Here is a 12,763-nt window from a genome sequence, read left to right as displayed (position 1 = left end):
GTGGGCCGGGACAGATACGGTCGTGCCATGAACCGCACGGGCGGCTGCCATCTCTACGCCGTCGACCTTGCGTCGGCTGTCGCCGTGAGCGCGATCTATGCCGGCTTTGCAGGCATGACCGCAGCCGACGGGCAGCCGGTCTACGACGGCCCGGCCTGGCTCCTGTGGCTGATCGTCGCTGCCGTCGGTCTGCCCATCGCGTTGCGCCGCCGTTGGCCCCTGCCGGTCATGGGCGTCGTACTGGCGGCCCTCACCGCCGCTTCCGTCCTGGACCTGACGCGCGAGCCGTACGCGGCGGCGGGCCTGGCCGCCTATCCGGTGGGCCTGGCGGAGCCCGCCCGCCGCTCGGTGACGGCGCTTGCGCTCGCGCTGCCGGTGGCGGCCGGCGGGGTGTACCTGGACGAGGCGGTGATCACCCCGGCCGGGGACCGGCAGGGAGCCGCGGGCCTGGTCGCCCTGGTGCTGGTGGTGATCGGCGGTGCCTGGACGGCGGGCTTCGTCGTACGCTCCCGCCGGGCCGAGGCACAGCGGCAGGAGCAGCGACGGGCCGAGCGCGTACTCAACGAGGAACGGCTGCGCATCGCCCGCGAGTTGCACGACATCGTGTCGCACAACCTCAGCCTGATCGCCGTCAAGGCGGGCGTCGCCGCCCATGTGGCCCAGGCCGATCCGCAGGAGGCCCGGACCGCACTGAAGGTCATAGAGGAGACCAGCAGGGCCGCACTGACGGAGATGCGCCGCACTCTTGGCGTACTGCGCACGGAAGGTGCCCCGTTGAGGCCGGCGCAGGGCCTCGGTGACCTGGCCCGACTGGCCCAGGACGCGCGCCGGGCGAGGGTCGACGTGGACCTGACGGTCCGCGGAGCGGAATCCCTTGCGGAGGGTACGCAGCTGACGGTGTACCGGATCGTGCAGGAGGGTCTGACCAATGTGGTCAAGCACGCTGCACCGACTCGCTGCCTGGTCACGGTCGAGGTCGCGGTCGCGGCGGACGGCGGAGAGGCCGTCCGTATCGACGTGGTCGATGACGGGCCTTCGGGCGGCACACGCCCACCAGCCCGGGAACTGCCGGGCGGACATGGCCTGATGGGCATGCGGGAGCGGGCACTCATGTACGGCGGGAGCTTCGAGGCCGGTCCTCGGACCGAGGGCGGCTTCGCCGTGTCCGTACGGCTCCCGATCGACGGAGGGAGCCCGTCATGACCGAGCCGACAGTTCCCGGGCAGGCCGGACCGGCCTCCGCCGCCCCGGATCCGGGCCCCGTCCGCGTCCTCATCGCCGACGACCAGGCCATGGTCCGCGGCAGCTTCCGCGTCCTCGTCGACCACACCCCCGGCCTGACCGCCGTCGGCGAGGCGGCGACCGGCACCGAAGCCGTCGAACTCGTCCGTCGCGAACAGCCGGACGTCGTCCTCATGGACATCCGCATGCCAGGCCTGGACGGCATCGAGGCCACCCGCCGCATCTGCGCCGATCCGTCCACAGTCGGCGCCCGCGTCCTCATCCTCACCACCTTCGACCTGGACGAGTACGTCTATGCCGCCCTTCGCGCGGGCGCGGCGGGCTTCCTCCTGAAGGACACACCGCCGTCGGAGGTCCTGAACGCCATCACCGTCATCGCCGCCGGAGACTCCCTCCTCGCCCCCTCGGTCACCCGCCGCCTGATCGCCGACTTCGCCCGCCGCCCCGAGCCGGGCCGCCCACCGGCCCGCACCCTCGACGGCGTCACGGACCGCGAGCTGGAGGTCCTGAGCCTGATCGCCCGCGGCCTCTCCAACGCGGAACTGGCGGAGCACCTGCACCTGAGCCTCGCCACGGTCAAGACCCACATCGGACGCCTGCTGTCCAAGCTCCGGGCGCGCGACCGCGCGCAGCTGGTGATCGTCGCCTACGAGACGGGCTTGGTGACCTCCGGCCGGCCGGGACTGTGACGTTGTCGTCGGCGCGGCCCGTGGGAATGCTGTCGCCCACTCCGCCGTCGGGGGAGGCGGCGGCCTCTCTTGCCATCGGGTCGAAAAAACGTAGAGGTGCACGGCGCCGGCGGACATGATGACGGCATGGACAATCGTGCGCTTCCCGCAGAGGCCCTGCTCGTTGTGGACGTTCAGAAGGCCGCCGTCCGCGGTGACAGGGCAGTACCCGAGACGGACCGGCTCCTGGACCGGACGGCAGACCTGATCGCACGGGCGCGAAGGAGCGGGGCGCTCGTTGTCCACATTCAGAACGACGGGCCGGCCGGAGCGGGCGACGAGCCGCACACGCCCGGTTGGGAACTTCACCATCCCGTCGAGGCCGGCCCCACTGAGGTCGTGATCCGTAAAACCAAGGACAACGGGTTCGACGGGACTTCGCTGGGCGGTCTCTTGACCGAATCGCAGGTACAGGCGCTCGCCATCTGCGGTGTGATGTCGGAGATGTGTGTCCAGGCGACGGCCCGCGCAGCCCTGGCGCTGGGGTATCGGGTCGTCATGCCGCACGACGCCCACGCGACGCAGGACATTCCGGCGGCCCCCGGAATCAGCGACCGCATCCCGGCCGCCACGGTCTCGCGGGTCGCCGAATGGGCTCTCGGTGACGAGCTCGAAGTCACCGCTCGGGCCGCAGACGTCATGTTCACGGCCCTGCCCTCGCGGTCCTGCTGAAACGCTCGGCAGTCGGGCAGCAGGCAATCGCTCGTCAGGACTCGGTGGTTCGGCGGAACAGGGCCGTCCAGAGGAACGGCTCGCCGAAGTGCGGGGACTCGGGCGGTTCGTCGTGCATGCGGCGGAGTTCGATCTCCGTCAGGTCGGAGGTCCGGCGTCGGAGACCCGGTGGGGAAGTGTCGGCGAATGCCGTTGGTGGGCGCCTTGCGGCCCGGGGCGGGTTGGTTGGCAAACCCCCCTCGCACGTGGCCCTTTTGGGTGTGGGTGCACCCGTGGAGTGACGCGAAAGGGGGCTCTCCGGGGTCACTGAGGGGTCTTTTTGATCAGGAGCAGCTACTCGGGGACCAGGCGCCCTCGCCCCAGGTGCGCGTGGCGCTCGGGAGCACCGACCTCCGTAGATCCAAAATTCAGACGGTAGCAGCAACGATTCGATGGGCAATCGGACTTGACCGAAGCACCGCCCTACGCGTGCCCGAGTGCGTGGCGGTGACACCACCGGCGGGGCAGAGCGTGGAGAGTGGGGGCAGCGGTACGGACGACGAAGGAGGACCGATGGTGGGTGTCGTGGCGAACCAGCGGAACAGGGCGGTCGGACAGGCCATGGAGGGTCCGGGGGCACGGGACCGACTCCTGTGGGCCGGACGCCAGTTGTTCGCCGCGTACGGGTACGCGCACACGAGTGTCGAGGCTCTGTGCGAACAGGCGAAAGTGCCCGTCCACATCTTCCAACAGGAGTTCGTCTCGCGGGAGGTGCTCCTGATGGCGATCTACGACGAGGTGGCGACCTACGGGCTGCGCGCCGCCGAGAACGCCCTGATGGCCGAGGGCATGGAGGACTGCCCGACGGCGGAACGGGTCCGGCTGCTCTTCGACGCCTATGTGAAGGCGGTCACCGAGGACCCGTGCGCGGCCCGGGTGGCGTTCGTCGAGGTGCTGGGGGTGAGCCGGGAGGTGGACAAGCACCTCGCGACATGGCGGGCGATGTGGATCGACTTCCTGACCTCCGAGGCCGAGCGTGCCGTGCGACGGGGCGAGGCGGTGGCGAGCGACCACACCGTGACCGTCACTGTGCTGAACCACTCGGTGGACGAACTCATGGCCCATCACGGCCGCCGCCCCCGGCAGGTCGACGCCGAGTGGCTGACCGATGAGCTGACCCGTCTCTCACTGGCCATGATCCTGCCGTCCTGACACACCCCGTTGCCGGGACGGCAAATAATGGGGAGATGGATGAACAAGACGGAGAGCGCGGAGAGCGTACGGACGACGAGATCTCGACCGTCCTGACAGGCGTCGGGCCGCGGCTGCGCGCCCTGCGCCAGGAACGCGGCACGACCCTGGCGCAGCTCAGCGAGACGACCGGGATCTCCCTCAGCACCCTCTCGCGCCTGGAATCGGGCGGCCGCAAACCCACGCTCGAACTGCTGCTGCCACTGGCCAAGGCGTACGGGGTGCAGCTGGACGAACTCGTCGGCGCACCCGCCACCGGCGATCCACGTATCCATTTCCGCCCTTTCACCCGGGACGGCATGACCTTCGTGCCGCTCACCCGGCACCTCGGCGGGCTGCACGCGTACAAGCAGATCCTGCCCGGCGGTCGCGGGGCGACGGGTCCGCTGGAGCAGCGGGTGCACGAGGGGTACGAGTGGGTGTATGTACTCGCGGGGCGGCTACGGCTGGTGCTGGGCGAGCACGATCTGGTGCTCACGGCCGGCGAGGTCGCCGAGTTCGACACGCGTACGCCGCATGCGTGGGCCAGCGCCGGGCCCGATCCGGTCGAATTCCTCAGCCTGTTCGGGCAGCAGGGGGAGCGGATGCATGTGAGGGCCCGGCCCACGGGGTCGGAGCGCTGAGGTGCCGGGAACCCGGTGACGGGCGGGTTCTCAGAAGCGGGGGCCGGGCGGGAAGCCCGTCCAGCGCAGCTCGTCGGGCAGGTGCCGCATGTCGTTGCAGACCAGGACCGACACCGGACGGTCCGGGCTGTAACGGATGACAGTCAGCGACGCATTACCGTGATTCAGACCGAGCCAGCGCCATTGCGGCGCGGCCATCGCGTGCCGTACCAGCCACGCCACCAGGAAGTTGTGGGTGACGACCAGTTCGTGGACGTCTTCGTCGCCCGCCACCGGGCCGGTGTACGCCTCCAGGGCCCGGCGCGCCAACTCCGGTCCGTGCACGCGCTCTTCGGCCGTGCATGGTTCGAGGAAGCGGAGGAGGGTGTCGGCGCAGTCCGTCGGCAGTTCGGCCCGGTCCGGGAAGTGGGGGACGTAGTCCCCGGCGTTCTCCGCCCCCTGGAGGGGGACGTCGCCGAGCTGTTCGCCCATCAGCCGCGCGGTCTCGACGGCCCGGGGCAGCGGGCCGTGATGCACCACCGAGATGGGGTGCTCGCGGAGCCGTCGGCCGAGCAGGTACGCCTGGCGGCGGCCGTTCTCCGTCAGTCCGCCGCCGTCCGCCTCCGCCTCGCCGTGCCGGGCGAGATAGAGATAGCGGGTGGCCGTTCCCGTCATGTCCCGGGTCCTTCGGTTTCTTGGCGGCCGGCTACGAGTGCCGACCGCGGATGCCGGCTACGGGAGGGCTGCGTACGGGCCGCCCAGGCCCCACGCCTGGTGCATCGCGTCGGCGAACGCGGCCGCCAGCTTGTGTTCGCCGGTGGGGCCGGGATGTGTCCCGTCGTACGTGTCCCGGTGGATGTCGTACCCCGGTGGGCGGGAGGCCAGCAGGATCGGGGACATCGGGTCGTCGAGGTCGGCGACGGCCTTCGCCAGGAGCTCGTTGAAACGGTCGCACTCGGCGGCGAACGAGGCGTCCGACTCGGCCCGTATGTTCGGTATCACGGGCAGGAGCACCATCTTGACGTGCGGGTTCGCGGTGCGGGCCGCCGTGATGAACGCCCTTGCGTTCAGGGCGGTCTGACCGCTGTCCGTATAGAACCCGAGGTCTATCAGGCCGAGCGAGACAAGCAGGATGTCCGTGCGGTGCTCGGTGACCGTGTCGGCGATCACCGGGGCCATGTGCAGCCAGCCCTCACCCCAGCCGGCCAGATGGGTGCGGGCCCCGGCGGGAAAGTCCGGGGCGCCGTACTCGCACGAGACAGGGGTGTTCGTCCCGGTGTCGTACAGCTCGCTGCGTGGGCCGACGATCGCGAACGGGGCACCGAGAGTGGAAGCGAGGTGCTGCCACATCCGGTAGCGCCAGGTGAAGTCTCCGGCGCGGCCGATCGACATGGAATCGCCGACAAACATGAAACGCATGGCGTCATCATCGCGGATCACTCATCCGACCTGCGACGTGACGATGGACACTTGTGTCATGCGTTCGTACCTGACTGTGTCCGGAGCCGCCGCGCTGCTCCTCCTCGCCGGGGCGGCTCCCGCCGTCGCGGCCGGAGACGGAGCCGATCGGAGCTTCACGATCGAAGACCCCCGGATCACCGAGTCCAGCGGCCTCGCCGCCAGCCGCGCCCACCCCGGCATCTACTGGACGCACAACGACAGCGACGACGGGCCGTACATCTACGCCGTCGACTCCCGCACCGGGAAGACCCTCGCGACGATCACCCTGCGGGGGGTGGGGCAGCCGCGCGACGTCGAGGCCATCTCGCTCGGACCCGATGGCAATCTGTACGTCGGCGACATCGGCGACAACCTGAACGGCAGCTGGGACCACGTCTGGATCTACCGCTTCCCGGAGCCGAAGCAGCTCAAGGACGCGACGGTCCGCGCCACACAGTTCGACGTGAAGTACGCGGACGGCCCGCGCAACGCCGAGGCGCTGATGGTCCACCCCACGACCGGGCGCGTCTACATCGCGTCGAAGAACGAGGACGGCGGCGGACTGTACGAGGGCCCGGCCGAGCTCACCACCGGCGCCACCAATGTCTTCCGACGGGTGGGTGAGGTGCCGTGGGTGACGGACGGGGCGTTCTCGCCGGACGGCAAGGAGCTGGTGCTGCGCTCGTACTTCAGCGCCCGTGGCTACGCCTTCAAGGACGGCAGGCTCGGCACCGACCACGCGGTCCAGGCACCGCTGCAGCGACAGGCCGAGTCGGTGACGTACACGGCGGACGGCTCGGCGCTGATGTTCGGCACGGAGGGGGAGCAGAGCGATGTGGTGCGGGTGGACATCGCCGGCGGCGGCGGTGGTGACAGCGGGGCGCCGTCGAAGGACGGCGGCGGCGCGTCGTCGGCCACCGGTGAGGCGAGCGGCCAACAGGTGAAGGGCAGCACCCTGGTCGGAGCACTGGTGCTCGCCGCCGTGGGCGCACTCGTCCTCATGAACCGGCGCCGCAAGCGCGACTGACCGTTGCCCGGTCTCCATCGGTGCGCGGACCCGGCCCCGCGTCACGCCCCGGCGCGCCGCTCGACCGCCGAACGGCGGTTCCAGCGACTGAGCCGCTGAGTCGCCGGGCGACCGGCGCACATAGGGTCGGGTGGTGTGATCAACCATGGACCCGAGCCCTTCACCACCGCCCGGCTGGACGCGCTGCCGCTGCGGGTCGCGTACGCGGACGAGATGTCCGCGGTGCTGGACGACCCGGCCCTGCACACCTACACCGGAGGCGCCCCGGAGACCGCCGATGAGCTGCGGGCCCGCTACGCACGCCAGTCCGCCGGTTCGCCGGACCCCGGGGTGGGCTGGTGGAACTGGGTGCTGCGCGTACGGGACGAGGGCTGCCTGGCCGGTTACGTACAGGCGACGGTGAACGAGCAGGACGCGGAGGCGGAGATCGCCTGGGTGGTCGGGACGCGGTGGCAGGGACTGGGATACGCGAAAGAGGCCGCGGTGGGTCTGGTCGCCCACCTCGCGGGGGTGCGGGAGGTCCGTACCGTCGTCGCCCATATCCATCCGGACCATGACGCCTCCGCCGCCGTGGCCGCCGCGGCGGGGCTGGTTCCCACGGAGGAGTGGTGCGACGGCGAACGGCGCTGGGAGCGGGGCGCAGCGGGCCGTGTGAGCGTTTGGCTTCGCGCCTCGGAGCCGGAGGTTATGGTGGCTCGCCCCGGGGTTGCCCGGGAACGGGGAAACGGGGAGGGTTTCGCGGATGGCGTGGGATGAGTGGGAGCAGCTCAAGGCCGATGCGGTGGGCCGCGGTTCCGCACAGATGCAGTTGAACCAGTATCCGGCCGATCAGGGGGGCGGGGCTCCGGCGGGCGCGGCTTCGGAAGATCTGAAGTCGGACAAGAAGGCATGGGCGAAGGCCGGCGAGGGTGTCAAAGGCCTGAAGGACGGCATCGGCAAGGCGTTGGCGAAGCTGGACGACGGGCAGGCGGGGCTGGGTGACACCGGCGGGTGCCAGAGCGCGGCGGCGCAGAAGGAGCTGTACGACTCCTGGAAGAAGTACGTCGGCGATGTGAGCAGCCGCTGTGACGAGTTGGGCGGACTTCTGGAGAGTTCGGGTCACGATCTGTCGAAGTCCGACGAGACGGTCAAGGAAGAGCTGGACAAGCTGAAGCTGAAGTACGAGGACACCGAGGCCGCCGGCGGCCAGGCGAAGGAGAAGTGATTCGCGGTCATGGATCTTGCGACGCTGAAAGCCTTCAAGCCGTCGGAGTACGAGGAATCCGCGGACGGCTACCGGGCGACCGGTGACATGGCCAGTGCGGCCAAGGATTCGATCGACAACCAGATCTGCGCGGGGGTGCGCAATCAGCTTGAGGGCCAGGCGGCGAAGGCCGCCCTCCGGGAGCTCCACGAGCTGTCGAAGAACTTCCACTACGCGCAGACCGAGTGCGGTCTGGTAAGCACCGCGCTCAATGGTTTCGCCTTCGACATGGCGGTGGCCAAACAGAAGCTGGACGCGGCGATCGAGGACGCTCGCGCGAACCACTGCACGGTGAACCCGGACGGCTCGGTCACTTATCCGGCAGGCAAGAAGCCCGGCGACGAGAAGATCGCTGACGGCGGCTCGGTGACCGGGAGCGCTGGGGGCGGCCCGACGTCCGATGCCCTGGAGCGCCAGGCAGCGAACATCCACCCGAACCCGAACTACGGCAGGGCGATGGGGTATGCGAACCGGATCGCCGATGCGTTGAAGGAAGCCACGGATGTCGACCAGAAGTGGGCGCCGAAACTGCGCGCGCTGAAGGCCGACGACGACCTGACGGTCTCGAAGCGGGACTGGGCCGACGCGCAGTCGGACATGGGTGGGGTCCGCGAGGCGGGCAAGAGCTATCTCGACTCCCTGCCGGAGCCCCCGAAGGACGGCAGTCCGAAGGACAACGCATCGTGGTGGAACGGGCTCACCCCGGAGGAGCAGGCCGCGTGGCTCTCCCTCCGGCCCGACACCGTGGGGGCGCTCGACGGGCTGCCTTCCACGGTTCGTGACGAGGCAAATCGCGTCGTTCTCGATGAGAAGCGCGGCGAGCTGCAGATAGAGCTGGACTCCATCCCGAAGCCGCCTGCCAACGAGTGGACGTGGATCACCGCAGGTATGTACCCGTCCAAGGTGCACACCGACGAATGGATGGAGTGGCACAACAAGTACGGGGACCGTTACGAGCAGCTCAACAAGTCCCTCAAAGGTATGCATAGCATCCAGGAACGCTTCGACAAGACTGGTGAGGAAGGCCTGCCCGAGGCGTACCTGCTCGGATTCAGCGCGGAAGGAAACGGCCGGGCGATCGTCGCCAATGGGAATCCGGACACGGCTGATCACCAGGCGGTCTATGTGCCGGGTACGACGTCGAACCTGGGCGGCATCGGCGGTGACATCGAACGGATGGTCAATGTCTGGCGTGTGGCTGACGCCTCGCCCGGCGACAAGTCGGTCTCCACGATCACCTGGCTCGGGTACGACGCCCCGCAGAACATCGTCAAGGACTCGCCGTTCAGCCACTACGCGAACGATGGCGCTCCGGCCTTCAACCGGTTCATGGACGGACTCGACGCGTCGCACACCGGCGACTCGGAACCACACCGCACCGCGATCGGCCACTCGTACGGCACGACCCTCATCGGTTCCGCGGCCCGGCAGGGCGACCTGAACGCGGACGACGTGATCCTCGCGGGCAGCCCCGGTGTTCAGGTACCCAAGGCCGAGCAGCTGGACGTGCCCACGGGACATGTCTGGAACCAGGAGGCCGACGGGGATCCCGTCCCGGACATCGGTCGCTATGGGCACGGCGGAACCGACTGGGACGGGCCCTGGACGATTCCTAGCGACGAGCGCTTCGGTGCCAACCAGATGACCACGGACACCGAAGGCCACAGCGACTATTGGAAGGAGAAAACCGACAGCCTGTGGAACCAGGGCCAGGTCGTGGCAGGCCATGGTGACAAAGTGAATTTGAAGCCGCCGCCGGACCACTGGGCGCATATGAGGTAGGGATGTCGGTGCCCGCAGGCACCGGTGCCTGTCCGACGACCGACCCACGAAGTACCCGACGACATGACCGGCCCGTGTCCCGGTCCGACCCATCGAGGCCCCTCGACTTGAAGAGCAAACTGAGCGCCCCGGCGCTCCTCGTGTCCCTCGCCCTCGCGACCCTCACTGGATGCAGCATGACTGACACCAATGACTCCCATGACATCCCGTCCGCGGGCACCAGCACCTCGGAGGAAGCCGCCGCTGAGGCAAAGAAGGTCTCCAGCGAGATCTACGACCTGATCGGCATCAAGGGAAAGGCGTCCAACACCGGAGCGGGCGTCACGGATTGCACGGGCAAGGACCGCGAGAAGTACTTCCAGATCTTTCACCCGTGGAGCTTCACTCCGGCATCGGCCGACCAGCTCGGTGGTGTGATGGAGCGGCTCAAGGAGGAACTGCCCAAGCACGGCTGGAAGGTCGTCGATTACGGGCCGGACAACAGCAAGCAAAAGAACGTCAACCTCACGGCCGACAACGACGAGAAGAAGTACAGCGTCAAGATTGTCCACTTCGCGAAGGACAACCCGCCGAGCCTCAGCCTGATGGTCGTCTCCGGCTGCTATCAGGTCCCGGACGGCGAGAAGGTCGAGCGGTTCTGAAGGTTGCTGCTTGCGTGACGCGTGGACGCGGGATGGCGCGGTCGGGCAGCCGTGGAGAACCAGATGATCCCCGGACACGGCCCCGGACCCGGGCCCTTCGCCACCGCCCCGCTGGGCGCGGTGCCGCTGCGGGTCGGGTACGCGGACGAGACGGCGGACGTGCCCGACGACCCCGCCCTGCACACGAGCGCGGTTCCTCGTGCCAGGGCGGATCAGGCCCGGGGGCGGCCGGCCCGGATGAGCTCGGCGACGTCGAGAGTCACCGGGGCGCCGATCGCATCGGGCAGCGTGACCGTCTGCCCGGGGGCGTACACCTCGTGACTGTCGTAACCGCCGCCCATGGGTTCCGTCAGGACATGCACCCGGCCGTGCTTGCGGTCGACGATCACATACACCGGGATCTTGGCCTCGGCGTAGGCGACAACCTTGTTGCGCAGGTCGTTGTTGTAGTTGCTGGAGGTGACTTCCAGGACGAGGCGGAAGACTGCGGGGTCGTAGCAGTTGTTCTCGACGAGATGGTCGTCGAGATCGGCGTCGACGACGGCCAGGTCGGGGATGGCGTAGTCCTCGGGGCCGCCTGGGAGCCACAGGCCGATGCCTTGCAGCACCTCCGTCTCGCCATCGTCGAGACCGGCCGTGATGAAGGGGCGCATGATCTTGGTCAACACTCGGGCGTGCGGGCCGTCCGGGGATGGGGCCACGGTGATGACGCCTCCGATGATCTCGACGCGGTAACCCGGGTGCTGCTCCATGAGGCTGTTGGCCGTTTCGAGCAGCGATTCCGGCTCACCGTCACAGGGGTGCTCGGCTGCTGCTGCAGACATTGCGGGCCTCCTGAAGGGGTTTTGTCGAGGCCATCATCGTAGGACGATCCGGCCGCCCGCGCCCGGAAGCCGTTCCGCCACCCGGTCGAGTGAACGACGAAGGGCCCCGCGCACCGGCGCGGGGCCCTTCTCGTGTGTGCGTCCTCGTTACAGCTTCTCGATCACGTAGTCGATGCAGGCCGTCAGCGCCTGGATGTCCGACGGGTCGATCGCCGGGAACATCGCCACGCGCAGCTGGTTGCGGCCCAGCTTGCGGTACGGCTCGGTGTCGACGATTCCGTTGGCGCGCAGCACCTTCGCGACAGCGGAGGCGTCGATCTCGTCCGCGAAGTCGATCGTGCCGATGACCTGCGAGCGCTTCGCCGGGTCGGTGACGAACGGGGTCGCGTACTTGGACTCCTCCGCCCAGCCGTACAGGTTCCGCGCCGAGGTGGCTGTGCGGCGGACCGAGAAGTCCAGGCCGCCCTGCGTGTTCAGCCAGTTCAGCTGCTCGTTCAGAAGGAACAGCGTGGCGAGCGCAGGGGTGTTGTACGTCTGGTTCTTGAGGGAGTTGTCGATCGCCGTCGGCAGCGAGAAGAACTCCGGGATGTGCCGGCCCGACGCGTGGATGCGCGCCGCGCGCTCCAGGGCCGCCGGGGAGAACACGCCGATCCAGAGGCCGCCGTCGGAGGCGAACGACTTCTGCGGGGCGAAGTAGTAGACGTCCGACTCGGTGATGTCGACCGGCAGGCCGCCCGCACCGGAGGTGGCGTCCACCAGGACCAGGGAGCCCTCGTCGGCGCCCGCGACGCGCTTGATCGGCATGGCGACACCGGTCGACGTCTCGTTGTGCGTGAACGCGTAGACGTCGACGCCCGCCTCGGCCTGCGGGTCCGGGTGGGTGCCCGGGTCGGAGGCGATGACGCTCGGGTCGGCGAGCCACGGGGCGAGCTTGGCGGCCTTCGCGAACTTCGACGAGAACTCGCCGAAGTTGAGGTGCTGGGACTTCGTCTCGATCAGACCGTGCGTCGCGATGTCCCAGAAGGCGGTGGAGCCGCCGTTGCCCAGGATCACCTCGTATCCCTCGGGGAGGGAGAAGAGGTCGCGCACGCCCTGACGCACCGCGCCGACCAGGTTCTTGACCGGGGCCTGGCGGTGGGACGTACCGAGAAGAGACGTACCGGTGGCGGCCAGCGCGTCGAGCGCCTCCGTCCGCACCTTGGAAGGACCGGCGCCGAAGCGTCCGTCGGCGGGCTTGATGTCAGCGGGAATCTGGATATCGGCCACGAACCGGAGCGTAGTACCTCATCGACACGGTCGAGGACCGTGTCCGTCGGATGAGACACCCGCTCC

General features: G+C 69.0%; 13 protein-coding genes and 2 pseudogenes. 10 read left to right on the top strand and 5 right to left on the bottom strand.

The features are described 5' to 3' along the window. Positions 1 to 27 precede the first annotated feature (27 nt). The 3 genes from OG609_RS17735 to OG609_RS17725 all read left to right on the top strand — a co-directional run bounded on the left by OG609_RS17735 (position 28) and on the right by OG609_RS17725 (position 2,642). Complete coding sequence (locus tag OG609_RS17735; RefSeq protein WP_327273716.1) at positions 28 to 1,203, top strand: sensor histidine kinase; 1,176 nt, start codon at positions 28 to 30, stop codon at positions 1,201 to 1,203. Then, positions 1,200 to 1,931: a response regulator transcription factor gene (locus OG609_RS17730; RefSeq protein WP_327273715.1), complete on the top strand. Its 732-nt coding sequence runs from the start codon at positions 1,200 to 1,202 to the stop codon at positions 1,929 to 1,931. Before OG609_RS17735 ends, OG609_RS17730 begins: the two co-directional genes overlap by 4 nt. 126 nt (positions 1,932 to 2,057) lie before the next feature. Continuing rightward, positions 2,058 to 2,642, top strand: a complete 585-nt coding sequence (locus tag OG609_RS17725; protein WP_327273714.1) for a cysteine hydrolase family protein — start codon at positions 2,058 to 2,060, stop codon at positions 2,640 to 2,642. A 34-nt stretch (positions 2,643 to 2,676) separates the two neighbouring features. On the opposite strand, the pseudogene OG609_RS17720 reads toward OG609_RS17725, so the two are convergent. Next, positions 2,677 to 2,817: pseudogene (locus OG609_RS17720) on the bottom strand (SAM-dependent methyltransferase); the annotation flags it as partial. Between the two features lie 425 nt (positions 2,818 to 3,242). On the opposite strand from OG609_RS17720, the gene OG609_RS17715 reads away from it, so the two are divergent. After that, positions 3,243 to 3,833, top strand: a complete 591-nt coding sequence (locus OG609_RS17715) for a TetR/AcrR family transcriptional regulator (RefSeq protein ID WP_327278093.1) — start codon at positions 3,243 to 3,245, stop codon at positions 3,831 to 3,833. 35 nt (positions 3,834 to 3,868) lie between these two features. Next, a complete protein-coding gene (locus OG609_RS17710; RefSeq protein ID WP_327273713.1) occupies positions 3,869 to 4,495 on the top strand; it encodes a helix-turn-helix domain-containing protein in 627 nt (208 codons plus the stop codon). A gap of 30 nt (positions 4,496 to 4,525) precedes the next feature. Here OG609_RS17710 and OG609_RS17705 read toward each other — a convergent pair whose 3' ends face one another. Continuing rightward, positions 4,526 to 5,149, bottom strand: coding sequence for a histidine phosphatase family protein (locus OG609_RS17705; RefSeq protein ID WP_327273712.1), 624 nt, complete (start codon positions 5,147 to 5,149; stop codon positions 4,526 to 4,528). A 57-nt stretch (positions 5,150 to 5,206) separates the two neighbouring features. Further along, positions 5,207 to 5,893 (bottom strand): GDSL-type esterase/lipase family protein, encoded by a 687-nt coding sequence (locus tag OG609_RS17700; RefSeq protein ID WP_327273711.1) that lies wholly within the window; start codon positions 5,891 to 5,893, stop codon positions 5,207 to 5,209. A gap of 58 nt (positions 5,894 to 5,951) precedes the next feature. Between OG609_RS17700 and OG609_RS17695 the strand changes: the two genes are divergently transcribed. The 5 genes and pseudogenes from OG609_RS17695 to OG609_RS17675 all read left to right on the top strand — a co-directional run bounded on the left by OG609_RS17695 (position 5,952) and on the right by OG609_RS17675 (position 10,607). After that, the gene (locus OG609_RS17695; RefSeq protein ID WP_327273710.1) at positions 5,952 to 6,941 is read left to right on the top strand and encodes a WD40 repeat domain-containing protein; all 990 of its coding nucleotides are present in this window, start codon (positions 5,952 to 5,954) and stop codon (positions 6,939 to 6,941) included. Between the two features lie 120 nt (positions 6,942 to 7,061). Further along, positions 7,062 to 7,571: pseudogene (locus OG609_RS17690) on the top strand (GNAT family N-acetyltransferase); the annotation flags it as partial. Between the two features lie 112 nt (positions 7,572 to 7,683). Beyond that, positions 7,684 to 8,145 carry a hypothetical protein gene (locus tag OG609_RS17685; protein WP_327273709.1) on the top strand — a complete coding sequence of 154 codons (462 nt, stop codon included), beginning with the start codon at positions 7,684 to 7,686 and terminating at the stop codon, positions 8,143 to 8,145. A 9-nt stretch (positions 8,146 to 8,154) separates the two neighbouring features. Beyond that, a complete protein-coding gene (locus tag OG609_RS17680) occupies positions 8,155 to 9,966 on the top strand; it encodes an alpha/beta hydrolase (protein ID WP_327273708.1) in 1,812 nt (603 codons plus the stop codon). A gap of 176 nt (positions 9,967 to 10,142) precedes the next feature. Next, positions 10,143 to 10,607 carry a hypothetical protein gene (locus OG609_RS17675; protein WP_327273707.1) on the top strand — a complete coding sequence of 155 codons (465 nt, stop codon included), beginning with the start codon at positions 10,143 to 10,145 and terminating at the stop codon, positions 10,605 to 10,607. Positions 10,608 to 10,819: 212 nt separating this feature from the next. Here OG609_RS17675 and OG609_RS17670 read toward each other — a convergent pair whose 3' ends face one another. Beyond that, positions 10,820 to 11,431 (bottom strand): Uma2 family endonuclease, encoded by a 612-nt coding sequence (locus OG609_RS17670; RefSeq protein WP_327273706.1) that lies wholly within the window; start codon positions 11,429 to 11,431, stop codon positions 10,820 to 10,822. Between the two features lie 147 nt (positions 11,432 to 11,578). Next, the gene (serC, locus tag OG609_RS17665) at positions 11,579 to 12,697 is read right to left on the bottom strand and encodes a phosphoserine transaminase (protein WP_327273705.1); all 1,119 of its coding nucleotides are present in this window, start codon (positions 12,695 to 12,697) and stop codon (positions 11,579 to 11,581) included. Positions 12,698 to 12,763 lie beyond the last annotated feature (66 nt).

Origin of the sequence: Streptomyces sp. NBC_01224 (assembly GCF_036002945.1) — a bacterium.
Classification (GTDB): Bacteria; Actinomycetota; Actinomycetes; order Streptomycetales; family Streptomycetaceae; genus Streptomyces.
Note: the sequence above shows the minus strand (reverse complement) of the source record. Positions and strands in the feature narration are given on the sequence as shown.

What these genes read in the sequence shown, in the direction of transcription:
- OG609_RS17670 (WP_327273706.1), bottom strand. Translation starts at nt 11,431, where the DNA reads ATGTCTGCAGCAGCAGCCGAGCACCCCTGTGACGGTGAGCCGGAATCG.
- OG609_RS17715 (WP_327278093.1), top strand. Translation starts at nt 3,243, where the DNA reads ATGGAGGGTCCGGGGGCACGGGACCGACTCCTGTGGGCCGGACGCCAG.
- OG609_RS17700 (WP_327273711.1), bottom strand. Translation starts at nt 5,893, where the DNA reads ATGCGTTTCATGTTTGTCGGCGATTCCATGTCGATCGGCCGCGCCGGA.
- OG609_RS17685 (WP_327273709.1), top strand. Translation starts at nt 7,684, where the DNA reads ATGGCGTGGGATGAGTGGGAGCAGCTCAAGGCCGATGCGGTGGGCCGC.
- OG609_RS17695 (WP_327273710.1), top strand. Translation starts at nt 5,952, where the DNA reads ATGCGTTCGTACCTGACTGTGTCCGGAGCCGCCGCGCTGCTCCTCCTC.
- OG609_RS17710 (WP_327273713.1), top strand. Translation starts at nt 3,869, where the DNA reads ATGGATGAACAAGACGGAGAGCGCGGAGAGCGTACGGACGACGAGATC.
- OG609_RS17680 (WP_327273708.1), top strand. Translation starts at nt 8,155, where the DNA reads ATGGATCTTGCGACGCTGAAAGCCTTCAAGCCGTCGGAGTACGAGGAA.
- OG609_RS17675 (WP_327273707.1), top strand. Translation starts at nt 10,143, where the DNA reads ATGACTGACACCAATGACTCCCATGACATCCCGTCCGCGGGCACCAGC.
- OG609_RS17735 (WP_327273716.1), top strand. Translation starts at nt 28, where the DNA reads ATGAACCGCACGGGCGGCTGCCATCTCTACGCCGTCGACCTTGCGTCG.
- OG609_RS17730 (WP_327273715.1), top strand. Translation starts at nt 1,200, where the DNA reads ATGACCGAGCCGACAGTTCCCGGGCAGGCCGGACCGGCCTCCGCCGCC.
- OG609_RS17725 (WP_327273714.1), top strand. Translation starts at nt 2,058, where the DNA reads ATGGACAATCGTGCGCTTCCCGCAGAGGCCCTGCTCGTTGTGGACGTT.
- OG609_RS17705 (WP_327273712.1), bottom strand. Translation starts at nt 5,149, where the DNA reads ATGACGGGAACGGCCACCCGCTATCTCTATCTCGCCCGGCACGGCGAG.